Origin of the sequence: Bradyrhizobium embrapense, assembly GCF_001189235.2 — a bacterium.
Taxonomy (GTDB): Bacteria; Pseudomonadota; Alphaproteobacteria; order Rhizobiales; family Xanthobacteraceae; genus Bradyrhizobium; species Bradyrhizobium embrapense.
The window spans coordinates 633,075-649,223 of the sequence record NZ_LFIP02000002.1 but is presented as its reverse complement, the minus strand read 5'-3'; the positions used below and the strand labels follow the sequence as shown (position 1 = coordinate 649,223).

Here is a 16,149-nt window from a genome sequence, read left to right as displayed (position 1 = left end):
TCTTGCCGGCTTGCCAGGCAAAATTTCAGTTTGAATTCCGGCGGTCCTTGGTCCCTCCTTGGGCCAGATCACGGCGTGTTTGCTTCGAATCAGGGGCGCGGCGGGCCCCGCCGAGCCGTTCGTTTCGAGCATGCGGGCGAGGACTTCCTCGCGCTTGTGTGATAGACAAAAATTTGGCAAGGTCGATGTTAGGACAGTAAGGCTGTCTCAATTTCGAGGCCATTCCGGCATAGGGATTGCAACGAAACCTCGGCGCCCCGGGCTCCGAGAATGCTGCAGGCAGGGCCGTCCCCCAGGGGACGTTGAAACGCCCATCGTCTGAATTTAGGAAAATGCGGCTCGCGGCGGACGAGCGGTGGCCCGGTGGGTGCCGCAACGTCCAAGGTGCGCCAAATGCGGTGAGGCCCCTTACGAAAGGGAGAGGACACATGAGCGGGTCGGAATTCGAGCGCGAAACCATCGTGGCAGGCATGCTGTCGGCGACCGCGGACTCGAAAGCCGCCGATGCCGCGCATGATGCGTCCTTTGGACCGCACACCCCCGAGCTTCACACCTGGCGCCCGCAGGCCGAAGGTCTGTACGACCTGAGCCTGGAGAAGGACTCCTGCGGCGTCGGCTTCATCGCCAACATCAAGGGCCAGAAGTCGCATCAGATCGTCTCCGACGCGCTGAGCATCCTGTGCAACCTCGAGCATCGCGGCGCCGTCGGCGCCGACCCGCGCGCCGGCGACGGCGCCGGCATCCTGGTGCAGATCCCGCACGCCTTCTTCGCGCGCAAGACCGCCGAGCTCGGCTTCAAGCTTCCGAAGCCCGGTGAATACGCCATCGGCGCGCTGTTCATGCCGCGCGATGCCGCGTGGCGGAACGTGATCAAGAGCATCATCGCCGACGAGATCAAGAACGAGGGCTTCAAGCTGCTCGGCTGGCGCGACGTGCCGTCGGACAACTCGTCGCTCGGCGTCACGGTGAAGCCGACCGAGCCCTATCACATGCAGGTCTTCATCGGCCGCAACAATGCGGTCAAGACCGAGGACGATTTCGAGCGCCGGCTCTACATCCTGCGCAAGTCGATCTCGCAGGCGATCTATCAACGCCGCGACCGCGGCATGGCGGGCTATTATCCGTGCTCGCTGTCGTGCCGCACCGTGATCTACAAGGGCATGTTCCTCGCCGACCAGCTCGGCAAGTACTATCCCGACCTGCATGAAGCGGATTTCGACAGCGCGCTGGCGCTGGTGCATCAACGCTTCTCGACCAACACCTTCCCGACCTGGTCGCTGGCGCATCCCTACCGGATGATCGCCCACAACGGCGAGATCAACACGCTGCGCGGCAACGTCAACTGGATGGCGGCACGGCAGGCTTCCGTGCATTCGGAGCTCTACGGCAAGGACATCAGCCGCCTGTGGCCGATCTCCTATGAAGGCCAGAGCGACACCGCCTGCTTCGACAACGCGCTCGAATTCCTGGTGCAGGGCGGTTACTCGCTGCCGCACGCCGTGATGATGATGATTCCGGAAGCGTGGGCTGGCAACCCGCTGATGGATGAGCAGCGCCGCGCCTTCTACGAATATCACGCCGCGCTGATGGAGCCGTGGGACGGCCCGGCTGCGATCGCCTTCACCGACGGCCGCAAGATCGGCGCGACGCTCGACCGCAACGGCCTGCGTCCCGCGCGCTATCTCGTGACCAAGGACGATCGCATCGTGATGGCGTCCGAAATGGGCGTGCTGAAGATTCCGGAGGACCAGATCGTCACCAAGTGGCGGCTGCAGCCCGGCAAGATGCTGCTCGTCGACCTCGAGCAGGGCCGCCTGATTCCGGACGACGAGATCAAGGCCGACCTCGCCAAGAGCCATCCCTACAGCGACTGGCTGCACCGCACCCAGATCCAGCTCGAGGAGCTGCCGGATGCGCCGGCCAAGGGCGTGCGCTCCAACCTGCCGCTGCTCGATCGCCAGCAGGCGTTCGGCTACAGCCAGGAAGACATCAACATCCTGATGACGCCGATGGCCTCCACCGGCGAGGAAGCCGCCGGCTCGATGGGCAACGACACGCCGATCTCGGCGCTGTCGGACAAGCCGAAGCAGCTGTTCACCTACTTCAAGCAGAACTTCGCGCAGGTCACCAACCCGCCGATCGACCCGATCCGCGAAGAGATCGTGATGAGCCTCGTCTCGATCATCGGGCCGCGGCCGAACCTGTTCGACCTGCAGGGCGTCGCCTCGACGCAGCGCCTCGAAGTGCGGCAGCCGATCCTGACCGATGCGGACCTCGAGAAGATCCGCTCGATCTCCGACGTTCCCGAGACCCACTTCAAGTCGCGCACGCTCGACACCACCTTCCACGCCGGATTCGGCGCGGCGGGCATGGAGCAGGTGCTCGACGAGCTCTGCGCGCGCGCGGAGGGCGCGGTGCGCGAGGGCATCAACATCATCATCCTGTCGGACCGCATGACCGGCACCGACCGGATTCCGATCCCGTCGCTGCTCGCCTGCGCCGCCGTGCATCATCATCTGATCCGCACCGGCCTGCGTACCTCGGTCGGCCTCGTCGTGGAGTCGGGTGAGCCGCGCGAAGTGCATCACTTCGCCTGCCTCGCCGGCTACGGCGCCGAAGCCATCAACCCCTATCTCGCGTTCGAGACCATCCTCGCGATGAAGGACCGGCTGCCCGGCGCGCTCGACGACTACGAGATCGTCAAGCGCTACATCAAGTCGATCGGCAAGGGCCTGCTCAAGGTGATGTCCAAGATGGGCATCTCCACCTACCAGTCCTATTGCGGCGCGCAGATCTTCGACGCAGTCGGCCTCAAGGCCGATTTCGTCGCCAAGTACTTCGCCGGCACCCACACGCGGATCGAGGGCGTCGGCCTCGGCGAGATCGCCGAGGAGACCGTGCGGCGCCACACCGACGCGTTCGGCGACGGCCAGATCTACAAGAGCGCGCTCGACGTCGGCGGCGAATATGCCTACCGCACCCGCGGCGAGGACCATGCATGGACCGCGGAATCGGTCTCGACCTTGCAACATGCCGTGCGCGGCAACTCGCTGGAGCGCTACCGGGCGTTCGCCAAGATCCTCAACGAGCAGTCCGAGCGTCTGCTGACGCTGCGCGGCCTGTTCCGGATCAAGAGCGCCGAGGACGACAAGCGCAAGCCGGTCAAGCTCGAGGACGTCGAGCCGGCCAAGGAGATCGTCAAGCGCTTCTCCACCGGCGCGATGTCGTTCGGCTCGATCTCGCGCGAGGCGCACACCACGCTCGCGATCGCGATGAACCGGATCGGCGGCAAGTCGAACACCGGCGAAGGCGGCGAGGAATCCGACCGCTTCAAGCCGCTGCCCAATGGCGACAGTATGCGCTCGGCGATCAAGCAGGTCGCCTCGGGCCGGTTCGGCGTGACGACGGAATATCTCGTCAACTCCGACATGATGCAGATCAAGATGGCGCAGGGTGCCAAGCCCGGCGAAGGCGGCCAGTTGCCCGGCCACAAGGTCGACGCGACGATCGCCCGCGTCCGGCACTCGACGCCGGGCGTCGGCCTGATCTCGCCGCCGCCGCATCACGACATCTACTCGATCGAAGACCTCGCTCAGCTGATCTACGACCTCAAGAACGTCAATCCGGACGGCCAGGTCTCGGTCAAGCTGGTGTCCGAGGTCGGCGTCGGCACGGTTGCCGCCGGCGTCGCCAAGGCACGCGCCGACCACGTGACCATCGCAGGCTTCGAGGGCGGCACCGGCGCCTCGCCCCTGACCTCGATCAAGCATGCCGGCTCGCCGTGGGAGATCGGTCTTGCCGAGACCCATCAGACGCTGGTGCGCCAGCGGCTGCGCAGCCGCATCGCGGTCCAGGTCGACGGCGGTTTCCGCACCGGCCGTGACGTCGTGATCGGCGCGCTGCTCGGAGCCGACGAATTCGGCTTCGCCACCGCGCCGTTGATCGCGGCGGGCTGCATCATGATGCGCAAGTGCCATCTCAACACCTGCCCGGTCGGGGTTGCGACCCAGGATCCGGTGCTGCGCAAGCGCTTCACCGGTCAGCCCGAGCATGTCATCAACTACTTCTTCTTCGTCGCCGAGGAAGTCCGCGAGATCATGGCCCAGCTCGGCTACAAGACGTTCGACGAGATGGTCGGCCAGGTCCAGATGCTGGACCAGACCGCGCTGGTCTCGCACTGGAAGGCCAAGGGCCTCGACTTCTCCAAGCTGTTCGTGCGGCAGAAGGAGGAGAAGGGCCAGACGATCTATCACTCGGAGAGCCAGAACCACCATCTGGACGCCGTGCTCGACCGCCGGCTGATCGAAAAGGCGCAAGCCGCGCTCGATCGCGGTGCGCCGGTCAGGATCGAGGAAGAGATCAACAACACCGACCGCTCCGCCGGCGCGATGCTGTCGGGCGCGGTGGCCAAGATCTACGGCCATGCCGGCCTGCCGCTCGACACCATCCATGTCGGCCTGAAGGGCACGGCCGGACAGGCGTTCGGCGCCTGGCTTGCCAAGGGCATCACCTTCGAGCTCGAGGGTGAAGGCAACGACTATGTCGGCAAGGGCCTCTCCGGCGGCTGCATCATCGTCAAGCCGCCGAAGATCTCCGGCATCGTGCCGGAAGAATCGATCATCGTCGGCAACACCGTGATGTACGGCGCGATCGCGGGCGAGTGCTACTTCCGCGGCATCGCCGGCGAGCGTTTCGCGGTGCGCAACTCAGGCGCGGTCGCGGTCGTCGAAGGCGCCGGCGATCATTGCTGCGAATACATGACCGGCGGCATCGTGGTGGTGCTCGGCAAGACCGGGCGCAACTTCGCGGCCGGCATGTCCGGCGGCATCGCCTATGTCCTCGACGAGGCCGGCGACTTCGATAAGCTCTGCAACCTGTCGATGGTCGAGCTCGAGCCGGTGCTGTCGGAGGAGATGATCAACGCCGACACCTATCACCACTCCGGCGATCTCGAGGCGCATGGCCGGGTCGACGTGTTCCAGAACCTGCTCGAGTCCGACGTCGAGCGGCTGCACGTCCTGATCACGCGGCACGCCAAGCTGACCGGCTCGAAGAAGGCGGCCGAGATCCTCGCCGACTGGAAGAGCTGGCTGCCGAAATTCCGCAAGGTGATGCCGGTGGAGTACCGCCGCGCGCTGAAGGAAATGAAGGCCAACGCCGACGCCGAGCCGAAGATCGCGATCGGCGCGTAGTATCACCGGGCGTCATTCCGGGGCGCGCCATCGGCGCGAACCCGGAATCTCGCCAAGCCACTTCGAGACCTTCGGGTCTGCGTCTCTCGGCGCAGCCCGGAATGACGGACAACTGAGATGCAGGGGCATCGGGTTTCAATGGGTAAGATCACAGGTTTTCTCGAGATCGAGCGGCATGACCGCAAGTACCAGCCGGTCGCCGATCGGCTCAAGAACTTCAACGAGTTCGTGATTCCACTGAGCGAGAAGGACACGCGCGACCAGGCCGCGCGCTGCATGAATTGCGGCATCCCCTATTGCCACGGCACCGGCTCGACCGCGCCGGGCACGCCGGGCTGCCCGGTCAACAACCAGATCCCCGATTTCAACGACCTCGTCTATCAGGGCAACTGGGAAGAGGCCTCGCGCAACCTGCACTCGACCAACAATTTCCCCGAGTTCACCGGCCGCATCTGCCCGGCGCCGTGCGAGGCGTCCTGCACGCTGAACATCGACGACAACCCGGTCACCATCAAAACCATCGAATGCGCGATCGTCGACCGCGCCTGGGACAATGGCTGGGTCAAGCCGGAGATCGCGGCGCAGAAGACCGGCAAGAAGGTCGCCGTGATCGGCTCCGGCCCCGCGGGCCTTGCCGCCGCGCAGCAGCTCGCGCGCGCCGGCCACGAGGTGCATGTCTACGAGAAGTTCGCCAAGGCCGGCGGCCTGCTGCGCTATGGCATTCCCGACTTCAAGATGGAGAAGGGCATCATCGATCGCCGCGTCAAGCAGATGGAAGCCGAGGGCGTCACCTTCCACTACGGCAAGGCGGTGGGCGGCGCGACGCCAGGTGCGATCGACCCGCAGGAGCTCGCCAGGCAGTATGACGCCGTGGCGCTGACCGGCGGCGCTGAAGCCCCGCGCGACCTGCCGATCCCCGGCCGCGACCTCGCCGGCATCCACTTCGCGATGGACTTCCTGCCGCAGCAGAACCGTCGCGTCTCCGGCGAGCCGCTGAACGGCGCCGCCGACATCCTCGCCGGCGGCAAGCATGTCGTCGTGATCGGCGGCGGCGACACCGGATCGGACTGCATCGGCACCTCGTTCCGCCAGGGCGCCAAGTCGGTGACCCAGCTCGAGATCATGCCGGCGCCGCCCGAGCACGAGAACAAGGGCGTGACCTGGCCGAACTGGCCGCTGAAGATGCGGACGTCATCGAGCCAGGCCGAAGGCGCGGTGCGCGAATTCGCGGTGCTGACGACCAAGTTCGAAGGCACCGACGGCAAGGTGACGAAGCTGCATTGCGTCAAGGTCGACGACAAGTTCAAGCCGCTGCCCGGCACCGAGTTCACGCTCGATGCCGAGCTGGTGCTGCTGGCGATGGGCTTCGTGCATCCGGTACACGAGGGCCTGCTCAAGACGCTCGGCGTCGAGCTCGACCAGCGCGGCAACGTCCGCGCGTCGCTGCAGGACTACCAGACCTCGCGCGCGAAAATCTTCTCCGCCGGCGACATGCGCCGCGGCCAGTCGCTGGTGGTCTGGGCGATCCGCGAAGGCCGCCAGTGCGCGCGCTCGATCGACAGCTTCCTGATGGGGAAGACGGATCTGCCGGGGTAAGTGCCCCGGCTGTTGCACCGAACTTCATCACACTCTGCTGTCATCGCCCGCGAAAGGGGGCGATCCAGTATTCCAGCGACATCAGCCATCGAACGGATGGGCCGCGGCGTACTGGGTGCCCCGCCTTCGCAGGGCACGAGACCTCATGCGGGACGCGACCTGCGCAGCCTCAGACACTAAAGCGCGATATGATTAGGTTGAATCGTCATCGCGCTTTAGCTCTTTGACTGAGCATGATCTTTTCGGAAAACCGCTTCGCACTTTTCCGGATCATGCTTTAGTTCTGCACCCGCACGCCCAGCATCACCACCGTCGATGCCGAGCTCTGTCCCGGCTGATTCGAGTCCAGCCAGTCGCGGCGCAGCGTGCCCTTGATCCAGAGGCTGCGGGTCATCTTGTAGATCAGGTCACCCGACACCGAGTAGATCGTGTCGTTGCGGTTATCGCCCTGGTAGTCGAGCGTACCGTAGGTGAACTTGCCGATGCCGGTCAGCCAGCGGCGGAAGTCGTGGTCGACCTCGACGGTGTAGGTGCGCGACAGCACACCGGAGGTGCCGGGCAGTGTGGTCTCGCCGAGCTGGGTGTCGGAATAGAATTTGGCCGTGGTCAGCGGCGTCGCATTCCAGGTCAGCGAGGCGGTGGTCAGCAAGCCCTCGAGCGGGCTGAGCCGCGGGTCGATATAGTCGCGCCTGGCATAGCCGATCGAGATTTCGCCGAACAGAATCCGCGTGAATTCGAACGACGTACCGACCTTGGCGTAGCCGCCCGACGAATTGCGCGCGTAACCGTTGCGGTCGAGATAGAGATCATGGAAGCGGCTGTCGCCCTCCACTTCCACGAACGGCTTCACGGCCGGATTGAGCTCATAGCTGACGCGGCCGACACCGCCATACTGCGTGAAGTTGCGATCGTCGTTCGACGACGACGTGCCGTCGGTCAGCTTCGACCATTGATAATCGGTGCGGTCGACGGTGCCGCCGAGCGAGACCTGCATGCGGTTGAAATTCTGGTCGATGCCGAAGGTGCCGCCGACCGTGGTGTAGATCGGATATTTGGCGAGGCCGGCCTGCACGTTCGGGCTGCCGGGATTGTCGGTCGAGACCAGCAGGCGGGCCTGTCCCGTCAGATGCGTGTCCCTCGACACATCGAGACGGCCATCGATATGCCCGGTGAAGCTCGGACGGTCGATGTCGAGCGGCGCCGACAGCGGCGTGCCGTCGACCGGCGTGAGCTGGGAGCCGTAGCCGGTGAACGAGCCGCGCAGATCGGCGACGACGGCGTGCCGCTCCCAGTCCGATATCGCGACGAATTCCGGCGCGACCATGTAGAACGCCTTGCCTTGCGGCGAGTTCAAGCGGCCCGGATTGGTGTCGTAGCCCGCCATCACCTCGACCGCGGTCTTGACCATGAACGAGCCGGCGTAGTCGCCGACCGCGCCGAACGGATCGTCGTCGAGCTTGAGCCGCCGGCGTGGCGGCTGGCCGACGATGGTGCCGGCCATCGCCGGCGGCAGCGGCGGCTTGCTGGCGGTCTCCGACGGCGGGATCGACAGCCGCAACTGCCCGGCGGCGGTGAGCGGCGGCGGCGTGGGCGCCGGCGAGCCGGGCCCCGGCGGCGGCTTCGGCTTGGCCTGGCCCGGATAATATTTCGGCTTCAGGCGCTTCCGGTTGAGCGAGTCATAACCTGATGTCGCCGCGCCATTGGCGGCAGGAAGACCGTAGGTCGGGACCTGTCCGACACGGTCCGTGGTTGATGTCGACGACGACGCGGCACGCCGGGCAGGATCGGCGTCGGGCAGCTTCAAGCCGTTGAGCGGATCAGTGGCATCGGCCGTGGTCCGGCGCAGCGGCGAGTCCTGGGTGATCACCTGGCTCTGTCGGTTCGGGCTGAACAGATCCGGCGTCACGGTCTGGGCATTGGCGAGCCCGGTCATCGCGGTCAGCGAAAAAGTCAGCAAGAGGCATGGCAAAACCACGCGAACGAAGTGTCCACGCCGATTTGGGCCGCTTGCTGGCCGCCGCCACACGATGGAAATACTCCAACGAATCCATACACTTGACGTACGCATCTCGCCGGGCGGCGAAAAACGTCGTTAATGGAGTTAAAACAATTATGGTTAATGAGCCGTTGAGGATGCGCCGCCGCGCGTCGCATCGCGGAATCGAACGTGCTAAGGGAGACGCCCGGGTGCAAAACCCCTCCCCTGGAATGCGAAATGGCCAAACCGAAACCGCTGATGACAAAATCATCCGGCCCCGATGACGGCGCCGTTCAGTCGGCGCTCCGCACCCTAGATGCCGAAGCAAGCGGCGTCGCTGCGCTGTCTGCGGCACTCAAATCCGACCTCGGCGCGGCGTTCACGGCGGCGGCCGAGCTGATCCGCAAGGCCAAGGGACGGCTGATCGTCACCGGGCTCGGCAAGTCGGGCCATATCGGCCGCAAGATCGCAGCGACCTTCGCCTCCACCGGCACGCCGGCGTTCTTCGTGCACACCGCCGAAGCCAGCCACGGCGATCTCGGCATGATCACCGCCGATGATGCGATCCTGGCGCTGTCATGGTCCGGCGAGCAGCCGGAGATGCGCAATCTGATCGCCTATGCCGCGCGCTTCGGCATCCCGCTGATCGCGATGACCGCCGACAAGGACTCGACGCTGAGCAAGGCGGCCGACGTGCAGCTTACCATGCCGAAGGCCCGCGAGGCCTGCCCGCATAATCTCGCGCCGACCACCTCCTCGCTGATGATGCTGGCGCTCGGCGATGCGCTGGCGATCGCGCTGCTCGAAGGCCGCGGCTTCACCTCGACCGATTTCAGCGTGCTGCATCCGGGCGGCAAGCTCGGCGCGCTGCTGAAATATGCCCGCGACCTGATGCACAGCGGCGAGGCGCTGCCGCTGAAGCCGCTCGGCACCAGGATGTCGGACGCGCTGGTCGAGATGACCTCGAAGGGCTTCGGCTGCGTCGGTATCGTCGACCGCCACGGCCATCTCGTCGGCATCGTCACCGACGGCGATTTGCGCCGGCAGCTGACGCGCCCTGAGTTGCTGACGCTGTCGGTCGACGAGGTCATGACCAGGACACCGAAGACGATTGGCCGCGACACGCTGGCCGGCGAAGCGCTGGAGCTGCTCAACGCCTCGAAGATCACGACATTGATCGTGACCGATGCGAAGAAGCCGGTCGGCATCATCCATCTGCACGATCTGCTGCGCGCCGGCGTGGCGTAACTTCGCTGTCATTCCGGGGTACGCGAAGCGTGAACCCGGAATGACGGCTAGCTCGGAAACCGCGCCGCCGTTTGCTCCAGCGGCAGCGCCAGCGCGTTGGCGAGGTAGGAGACCGTGCGGTAGAAGCCGCACAGCAGGATGATCTCCAGCGCCTGATCTTCGTCATAATGCGCTGCCAGCGCCGCGTACTCTGCGTCATCCAGCGTCGCCCGGGCATGCAGCGCATCGACCGCCGCGATCAGCGCCTGCTCGGCCGGCGACCAGCAGTCGGCATCGGCCGCACCGCGCACGGTGGCGTGGACCTGCTGCTCCGACAGCCCGGCGGCGGCGCCGAACGCGGTGACGTGCACGCCCCATTCATATTCGCATGCATTGAGCGCGCAGGTGCGGTCGATCACGATCTCGCGCTCCCGCAACGGCAGCGGCCCGCGGTCCAGCAGGCTGCCGCCGCGAAACTTCTCCCAGGCGCGCGGGTGCGCCGCCATCATGCGGAACAGCACCAGCGGCGGCTTGCCGCGCATGATGCGGTCGAAATGCTGTTGAACGTCCGCCGCATAGGGCGGATCGAGCGATGCGATGCGTGGCATGGCTGATCTCGTCGCTACATTTACTGTAGCGATACGCTACAATATCTGTAGCAAATGGCGCAAGAGAGATTCGCGCAAGCGAAATCATGAGGGGTTCATGGCAAAGCAGGTTCCGACCGCAAAATCCGGCGTCCGCGGCTCACGGACCGGCCGCCCGATCATGGCACTTCTCGACCTGCTCGGACGGCGCTGGACCTTGCGCATCGTCTGGGAGCTGCGCGAGGGCGCGCTGACCTCGCGCGCGCTGCGCACCGCCTGCGACGAGGCCTCGCCGACGATCCTGCAGACGCGGTTGACCGAGCTGCGCGAGGCGGGCTTCGTCGAACTGACGGAGGATGGCTATGGCCTCACCGCGCTTGGGAGAGAGCTGTTTGCGACATTCACGCCGCTCAACCGCTTCGCCGAGCGCTGGAGCAAGCACGCTGGCAGCTAGACCGCGGCCACCGTCAGGCTGGCGCCATCGGCGCGGACCACCTTCACCCGGCTGCCGGCCGGCGCATCGGGGCCGGCGACGCGCCAGACCGTATCGTCGATCCGCACCGTGCCCAATCCGTCGATGATCGGCTTCTCCAGCGTGAATTCGCGGCCGACCAGGGCTTCGTTGCGGCGGTTGAGGAACGGATTGGTATTGCTCGCCTCGGTCGCGCCTCTGGCAAAATGCCGCCACGCCGGCACCGCGAGCGCGGCGAACACCGCGAACATCAGGAGCTGCATCTGCCAGGACGGCGTGAACACGAACGACAGCAGGCCGACCGCGAGCGCCGCGAGCCCGAGCCAGAACAGGAAGACGCCCGGCGCCGCGAGCTCCAGCGCCATCAGGATGAAGCCGAAGATCAGCCAGTTCCAGGTACCCAATGTCGAAAACATCTCGGCCATGACGTGACCTCTCACATTTGCGGGCAATCGCCGTCACACCCTCACCGCTGCGGCGGCACCGGCGGGGGCGGCGTGGAACCTGCCGGCGGCACCGAGCCGCCGCGCCGCGCTGCAGCCGTGGCCGATGCCGCGCTCTCCCCGAAGGTGGCGCGGGCGATCTCGCCGATGCCGGCCAGCGAGCCCAGCACGCTCGAGGTCTCGATCGGCAGCATCAAGACCTTCTGGTTCGGCGACTCCGCGAGCTGGCCGAACGCCTTGATGTATTTGTCGGCGATGAAATAGTTCAGCGCGGCGACGTCGCCCTTGGCGATCGACTCCGACACCATCTGGGTCGCCTTGGCTTCGGCCTCGGCGAGACGCTCGCGCGCCTCGGCGTCGCGAAAGGCCGCCTCGCGGCGGCCCTCGGCCTGCAGGATCTGGCCCTGCTTGGCGCCCTCGGCGCGCAGGATCTCCGACTGCCGCTGTCCCTCGGCCTGCAAGATGTCGGCGCGCTTGACGCGCTCGGCCTTCATCTGCCGGCCCATCGCCTCGACGAGATCGGCCGGCGGCACGATGTCCTTGATCTCGATGCGGTTGACCTTGACGCCCCACGGTGACACCGCGGCGTCGACCACGCGGAGCAGCCGCTCGTTGATCTCGTCGCGATGCGACAGCACCTGGTCGAGATCCATCGAGCCCATCACCGAGCGGATGTTGGTCATGGTCAGGACGGTAATCGCCTGGTTGAGATTGGCGACTTCGTAGCTCGCCTTCGCGGCATCGAACACCTGATAGAAGGCGACGCCATCCACCGTGACGGTGGCGTTGTCCTTGGTGATCACCTCCTGCTCGGGGATGTTGATCACCTGCTCCATCATGTTGATCTTGCGCCCGATGCGATCGAAATACGGCACGATCAGATTGAGGCCGGGCGACAGCGTGCGGGTGTATTTGCCGAACCGCTCGATGGTCCAGTCATAGCCCTGCGGAACGGTCTTGATCCCGGCGAACAGCGTGACGATGACGAGAAGAACAAAGACGATCGCGAAAACGTCGAAGCCAGTCATGAAGTCCTCCAGGGGCCAGCGAGACCGTCGCCAGCGCGGTCGTGCATTGGTCGGCAGGACCGCTCCGCCGGTTCAGCCGGCTGTTGTTCTACCTAGCACATAGGAAGTGGTTGCCGGACTACCAGATGCGCACGAATAGCCGCATCCGGCGTCACGGATCGTTAACAATCAGATCCAGCCCTGGAGCTCGCGCAGCACGAGCTGGCGGATCACGTCCATGCCGCCGTCGCTGTCGTTGAGGCAGGGGATGGCCGCGAACTGCTCGCCGCCATTGTGCCGGAAGATCTCGGCGTTCTCCTGCGCGATCTCCTCCAGCGTCTCCAGGCAATCCGCGGAGAAGCCGGGCGTGACCACGGCAATTCGCCGCACGCCGTCTTTGGCCAGCTTCTCGACCGTCTTGTCGGTATAGGGCTGCAGCCACTCGGCATTGCCGAAGCGCGACTGGAAGGTGAGGAGCAGCCTGCCGGCATCGAGCCCGAGCCGCCTGCGCAACGCGTTGGTCGTGGCGATGCATTGCGCCTGATAGGGATCGCCCTTGTCGACATATTCCTTCGGCATGCCGTGGAACGAGGCGAGGATGATCTCGGGCTGGAACGGCAATGTCGCGAGATGTTCGTTGATCGAGACCGCGAGCGCCTCGATGTAATCAGGGTCATCGTAGTAAGGCGGCGTCACCCGCAGGGTCGGCTGCGCGCGCAGGCCGGCCAGCACGCGAAACGCCTCGTCGCAGACGGTCGCCGACGTAGCCGCAGAATATTGCGGATAGAGCGGCACCAGCAGCAGGCGGGTGCAGCCCTGCGCCGCCAGCGCCTCGATGCGGTCCTTGATCGAAGGATTGCCATAGCGCATCGCCCAGTCGACGACGACACGGTCGTGATCGGCGATCGCCTCCGCCAGCTTGTCGGCTTGCGAGCGCGTGATGGTCTTCAACGGCGACTCGTTCTTCTCGGTGTTCCAGATCTTCAGATAGTCCCGGGCCTTGCGGGCCGGGCGCACGCGCAGAATGATGCCGTTGAGGATCAGCTTCCAGAGCAGCCCCTGGTCCTCGATCACCCGCGGATCGGACAGGAATTCCCTCAGATAGACCCGCACGCCCGCGGCATCCGCCGTGTCCGGCGTGCCGAGATTGACCAGCAGCACGCCGACGCGCTCCGGCTTCGGCGCCGCGGCAGGCTTCGCGCTCTCGAACGGGATCACCGTGCTCATGATGGCCTTGCGCTCAAAGTCCTTCGCTTGGGGGCTTTGGGCTTCGCGCGTTGCGCCAACCTTGTCAAGCCGAGTGCCGGTTGGCTACGTTCCCATGCGTGAATGGGGAGGAACCATGACGATCGCCGAATGGTGCGTCTTCGGAACGCTGCTGCTCTCGCTGCTGACGATCGTATCGGTGAAATGGTCCGGCATCCGCGGCTTCGACAATTCGAAACCTCGCGATCCCGATTTCTACGACGACCCGATCCGCTCGCGCGCGCTCGGCGCCCACCAGAACGGCATCGAGGCCTTGCCGTTCTTCGCCTTCGCCGTATTGCTCGCCGAATTCCGCGTCGGCCCGCTGCGGCTGATCGACGAGCTCGCCGTGCTGTTCCTGATCGTGCGGATCGCCTACGTCTTCACCTATATCGGCAACCGCCCGACGCTGCGCTCGATCCTCTGGAGCATCGGCTTTGCGATCAACATCGCGATCTTCCTGCTGCCGGCGATCAGGGGGTATCTGACGAGCTGAGCGCACGCCTCCCCGTTATCCGTCCCCCTGAGGTTCGAGCTCTTGCGAGCCTCGAAGGGTCGACGGCCCGGCCTGTGGCCGTCGACCCTTCGAGACGCGCTACGCGCTCCTCAGGGTGACGGATCAGGGCACGGCGGGGACGAAGGACTCTACAAACACGTCGCCCGCTCGGCCGCGACGTAGCCGAACAAGAGCCCAAGCCCGAACAGCAGCACGAGGCTCGCGGCGGCGAATTCCAGGCCGCGCATGATCACCATGCCGCCGCCGTCGCGCGCTGCGCTCAGCCGTTCGGCCACGCCGCGCGCCGACACCGCGACCAGCGCGATCGCCGCCACCGTGATGGCGGTGCCGAGGCCCATCACGAAGGTCGCGGCGACGCCGGCCCAGAACAGGCCCTGCGCCAGCGCGAACACCAAGACCAGGATCGCGCCCGAGCACGGCCGGATGCCGACCGTGAAGATCGCGCTGAGGCCGCGCCGCCAGCCGCCGGGACCGGCGAGCTCGGCGGGCGTCGGCCCGTGCGAATGGCCGCAATGCTCGTCATGGACGTGCTGGGCATCATGACCGTGATCGTGGCCATGATGATGGCCATCATCGTCATACGCGTGACGATGATGGTGATCATGGCCATGGCCGCGGTGATCGTGATCATGTTGGTCGTGATCGTGCTGCTGCGCGCCGGCCATCGCCAGCGCCGGCCGCGCCGGCTGGAGCGCACGGAAGAAGCCGCCGCCCTTGAGCCAGACCAGCCGGGCGCCGAACCCCGCGATCAGTGCGTAGCTTGCGATCTCGATCGCCTTCTCCGCCCCGCACATGGTCTTCGCCGTCGCATTGAGCAGCCAGGCGCAGATCCCGACGATGGCGACCGCGACCAGCGACTGCATCAGCGCCGAGGCGAACGACAGCACGATGCCGCGCCGCGCGGTCTCGCGATTGGCGACCATGTAGGACGAGATCACCGCCTTGCCGTGGCCGGGGCCGGCGGCATGGAAGATTCCGTAGGCGAACGAGATCGCAAGCAGCGTCCAGACCGCAGAACCGTCGGATTTCGCGGCGCGGATCGCCTGCGAGATCTCGCGATAGAACTCCGACTGCTTTGCCAACAGCCAGCCGAAGATGCCGCCCTGCGGCTCCGCTGTCCGCGGTGCGCCGAACGGATTTTGCGCCAGCAGCGCATGAACGGCGCCATCGAGCACCGCCACTGCCGCCAGCACCGCAGCGGACACGGCAAGGCCACGCATCACGCGCGAGGCGATCAGCGTCATGGGCAATCCACCGTGATCTTGTTGGCGAACATCATGCCGAAATTGCCGTTGCCACCATCGAGAAAATTCTGCTCGCCTAGCTTCTGCGCGGCCGCGGTGCCGTCACTATTCGGCCGTTCGAACTGCATCTTGCACTCTGCCGCGGCGCCGACCAGCTTGACCGGCTCCTTCTCCGCGAACTGGAAGTCGATGAAGTAGGTCGGGTCGAACACTTCGAGCGAGAGCTGCCGGGCCTTGAACGGCGTCTTCACCGGCAGGGTGAAGTGCAGCGTCAGCGCCGAATCCTTGTATTCGAGGAAGTAGTCGACCGGCTCGGTAAACTTCTGCTTCTTGCCGTCGCCCTTGGCGAAGGTGAAGTAGGCGTATTCCTTCAGCGACTCGACGTTGGTCTGGGCCAGCGGCGCCAGCTCGTCGCGGCTGTAGGCGCCCTTCACCTTGGTCTCGATGCCCTGCAGCGCATAGGTCGAGAACATGTCGTCGAAGGTCCAGGCGTGGCGGACGCCGGTGATGGTGCCGTCGGGCGCATAGATCAGTTCGCTTTTGGCCACGATCCAGACATGCGGGTGGGCCTCGGCGGCCGCCGTACCGAGCACGACGGACACCCCAAGCACGAGCCAGGCGACCAGGCATTTCACGGACTG

General features: G+C 65.6%; 12 protein-coding genes. 5 read left to right on the top strand and 7 right to left on the bottom strand.

The annotated features are described in order from the left end of the window. The first annotated feature begins 428 nt into the window (after window positions 1–428). Both gltB and AKN83_RS10480 read left to right on the top strand, forming a co-directional pair. On the top strand, window positions 429–5,192 hold the full coding sequence (gene gltB, locus AKN83_RS10485; RefSeq protein ID WP_050405797.1) for a glutamate synthase large subunit: 4,764 nt from the start codon (window positions 429–431) through the stop codon (window positions 5,190–5,192). A 138-nt stretch (window positions 5,193–5,330) separates the two neighbouring features. Continuing rightward, window positions 5,331–6,788: a glutamate synthase subunit beta gene (locus tag AKN83_RS10480; RefSeq protein WP_050405796.1), complete on the top strand. Its 1,458-nt coding sequence runs from the start codon at window positions 5,331–5,333 to the stop codon at window positions 6,786–6,788. 277 nt (window positions 6,789–7,065) lie between these two features. On the opposite strand, the gene AKN83_RS10475 is transcribed toward AKN83_RS10480, so the two are convergent. Continuing rightward, complete coding sequence (locus tag AKN83_RS10475; protein WP_430641516.1) at window positions 7,066–8,856, bottom strand: outer membrane beta-barrel protein; 1,791 nt, start codon at window positions 8,854–8,856, stop codon at window positions 7,066–7,068. A 147-nt stretch (window positions 8,857–9,003) separates the two neighbouring features. Here AKN83_RS10475 and AKN83_RS10470 point away from each other — a divergent pair, with 147 nt between their 5' ends. Continuing rightward, complete coding sequence (locus AKN83_RS10470; protein WP_050405795.1) at window positions 9,004–10,014, top strand: KpsF/GutQ family sugar-phosphate isomerase; 1,011 nt, start codon at window positions 9,004–9,006, stop codon at window positions 10,012–10,014. Window positions 10,015–10,061: 47 nt separating this feature from the next. Here AKN83_RS10470 and AKN83_RS10465 read toward each other — a convergent pair whose 3' ends face one another. Further along, complete coding sequence (locus AKN83_RS10465; protein WP_050405794.1) at window positions 10,062–10,601, bottom strand: carboxymuconolactone decarboxylase family protein; 540 nt, start codon at window positions 10,599–10,601, stop codon at window positions 10,062–10,064. Between the two features lie 97 nt (window positions 10,602–10,698). Between AKN83_RS10465 and AKN83_RS10460 the strand changes: the two genes are divergently transcribed. Next, window positions 10,699–11,034 (top strand): winged helix-turn-helix transcriptional regulator, encoded by a 336-nt coding sequence (locus AKN83_RS10460; RefSeq protein WP_050405793.1) that lies wholly within the window; start codon window positions 10,699–10,701, stop codon window positions 11,032–11,034. Here AKN83_RS10460 and AKN83_RS10455 read toward each other — a convergent pair. The 3 genes from AKN83_RS10455 to hemH form a co-directional block, all read right to left on the bottom strand. Continuing rightward, complete coding sequence (locus AKN83_RS10455) at window positions 11,031–11,477, bottom strand: NfeD family protein (protein ID WP_050405792.1); 447 nt, start codon at window positions 11,475–11,477, stop codon at window positions 11,031–11,033. The genes AKN83_RS10460 and AKN83_RS10455 overlap by 4 nt on opposite strands. 41 nt (window positions 11,478–11,518) lie before the next feature. After that, entirely contained in the window at window positions 11,519–12,523 is a 1,005-nt protein-coding gene (locus tag AKN83_RS10450; RefSeq protein ID WP_050405791.1) for an SPFH domain-containing protein, read from the bottom strand. Window positions 12,524–12,691: 168 nt separating this feature from the next. Beyond that, window positions 12,692–13,729: a ferrochelatase gene (gene hemH / locus AKN83_RS10445; RefSeq protein ID WP_050405790.1), complete on the bottom strand. Its 1,038-nt coding sequence runs from the start codon at window positions 13,727–13,729 to the stop codon at window positions 12,692–12,694. Between the two features lie 115 nt (window positions 13,730–13,844). On the opposite strand from hemH, the gene AKN83_RS10440 reads away from it, so the two are divergent. After that, window positions 13,845–14,243 (top strand): MAPEG family protein, encoded by a 399-nt coding sequence (locus AKN83_RS10440; RefSeq protein WP_050405789.1) that lies wholly within the window; start codon window positions 13,845–13,847, stop codon window positions 14,241–14,243. Between the two features lie 149 nt (window positions 14,244–14,392). Here the strand turns inward: AKN83_RS10440 and AKN83_RS10435 are convergent, their stop codons facing one another. Both AKN83_RS10435 and AKN83_RS10430 read right to left on the bottom strand, forming a co-directional pair. Further along, window positions 14,393–15,508 carry a nickel/cobalt transporter gene (locus tag AKN83_RS10435; protein ID WP_172803518.1) on the bottom strand — a complete coding sequence of 372 codons (1,116 nt, stop codon included), beginning with the start codon at window positions 15,506–15,508 and terminating at the stop codon, window positions 14,393–14,395. Continuing rightward, window positions 15,505–16,143, bottom strand: a complete 639-nt coding sequence (locus AKN83_RS10430; RefSeq protein ID WP_050405866.1) for a DUF1007 family protein — start codon at window positions 16,141–16,143, stop codon at window positions 15,505–15,507. Before AKN83_RS10430 ends, AKN83_RS10435 begins: the two co-directional genes overlap by 4 nt. Window positions 16,144–16,149: the final 6 nt, after the last annotated feature.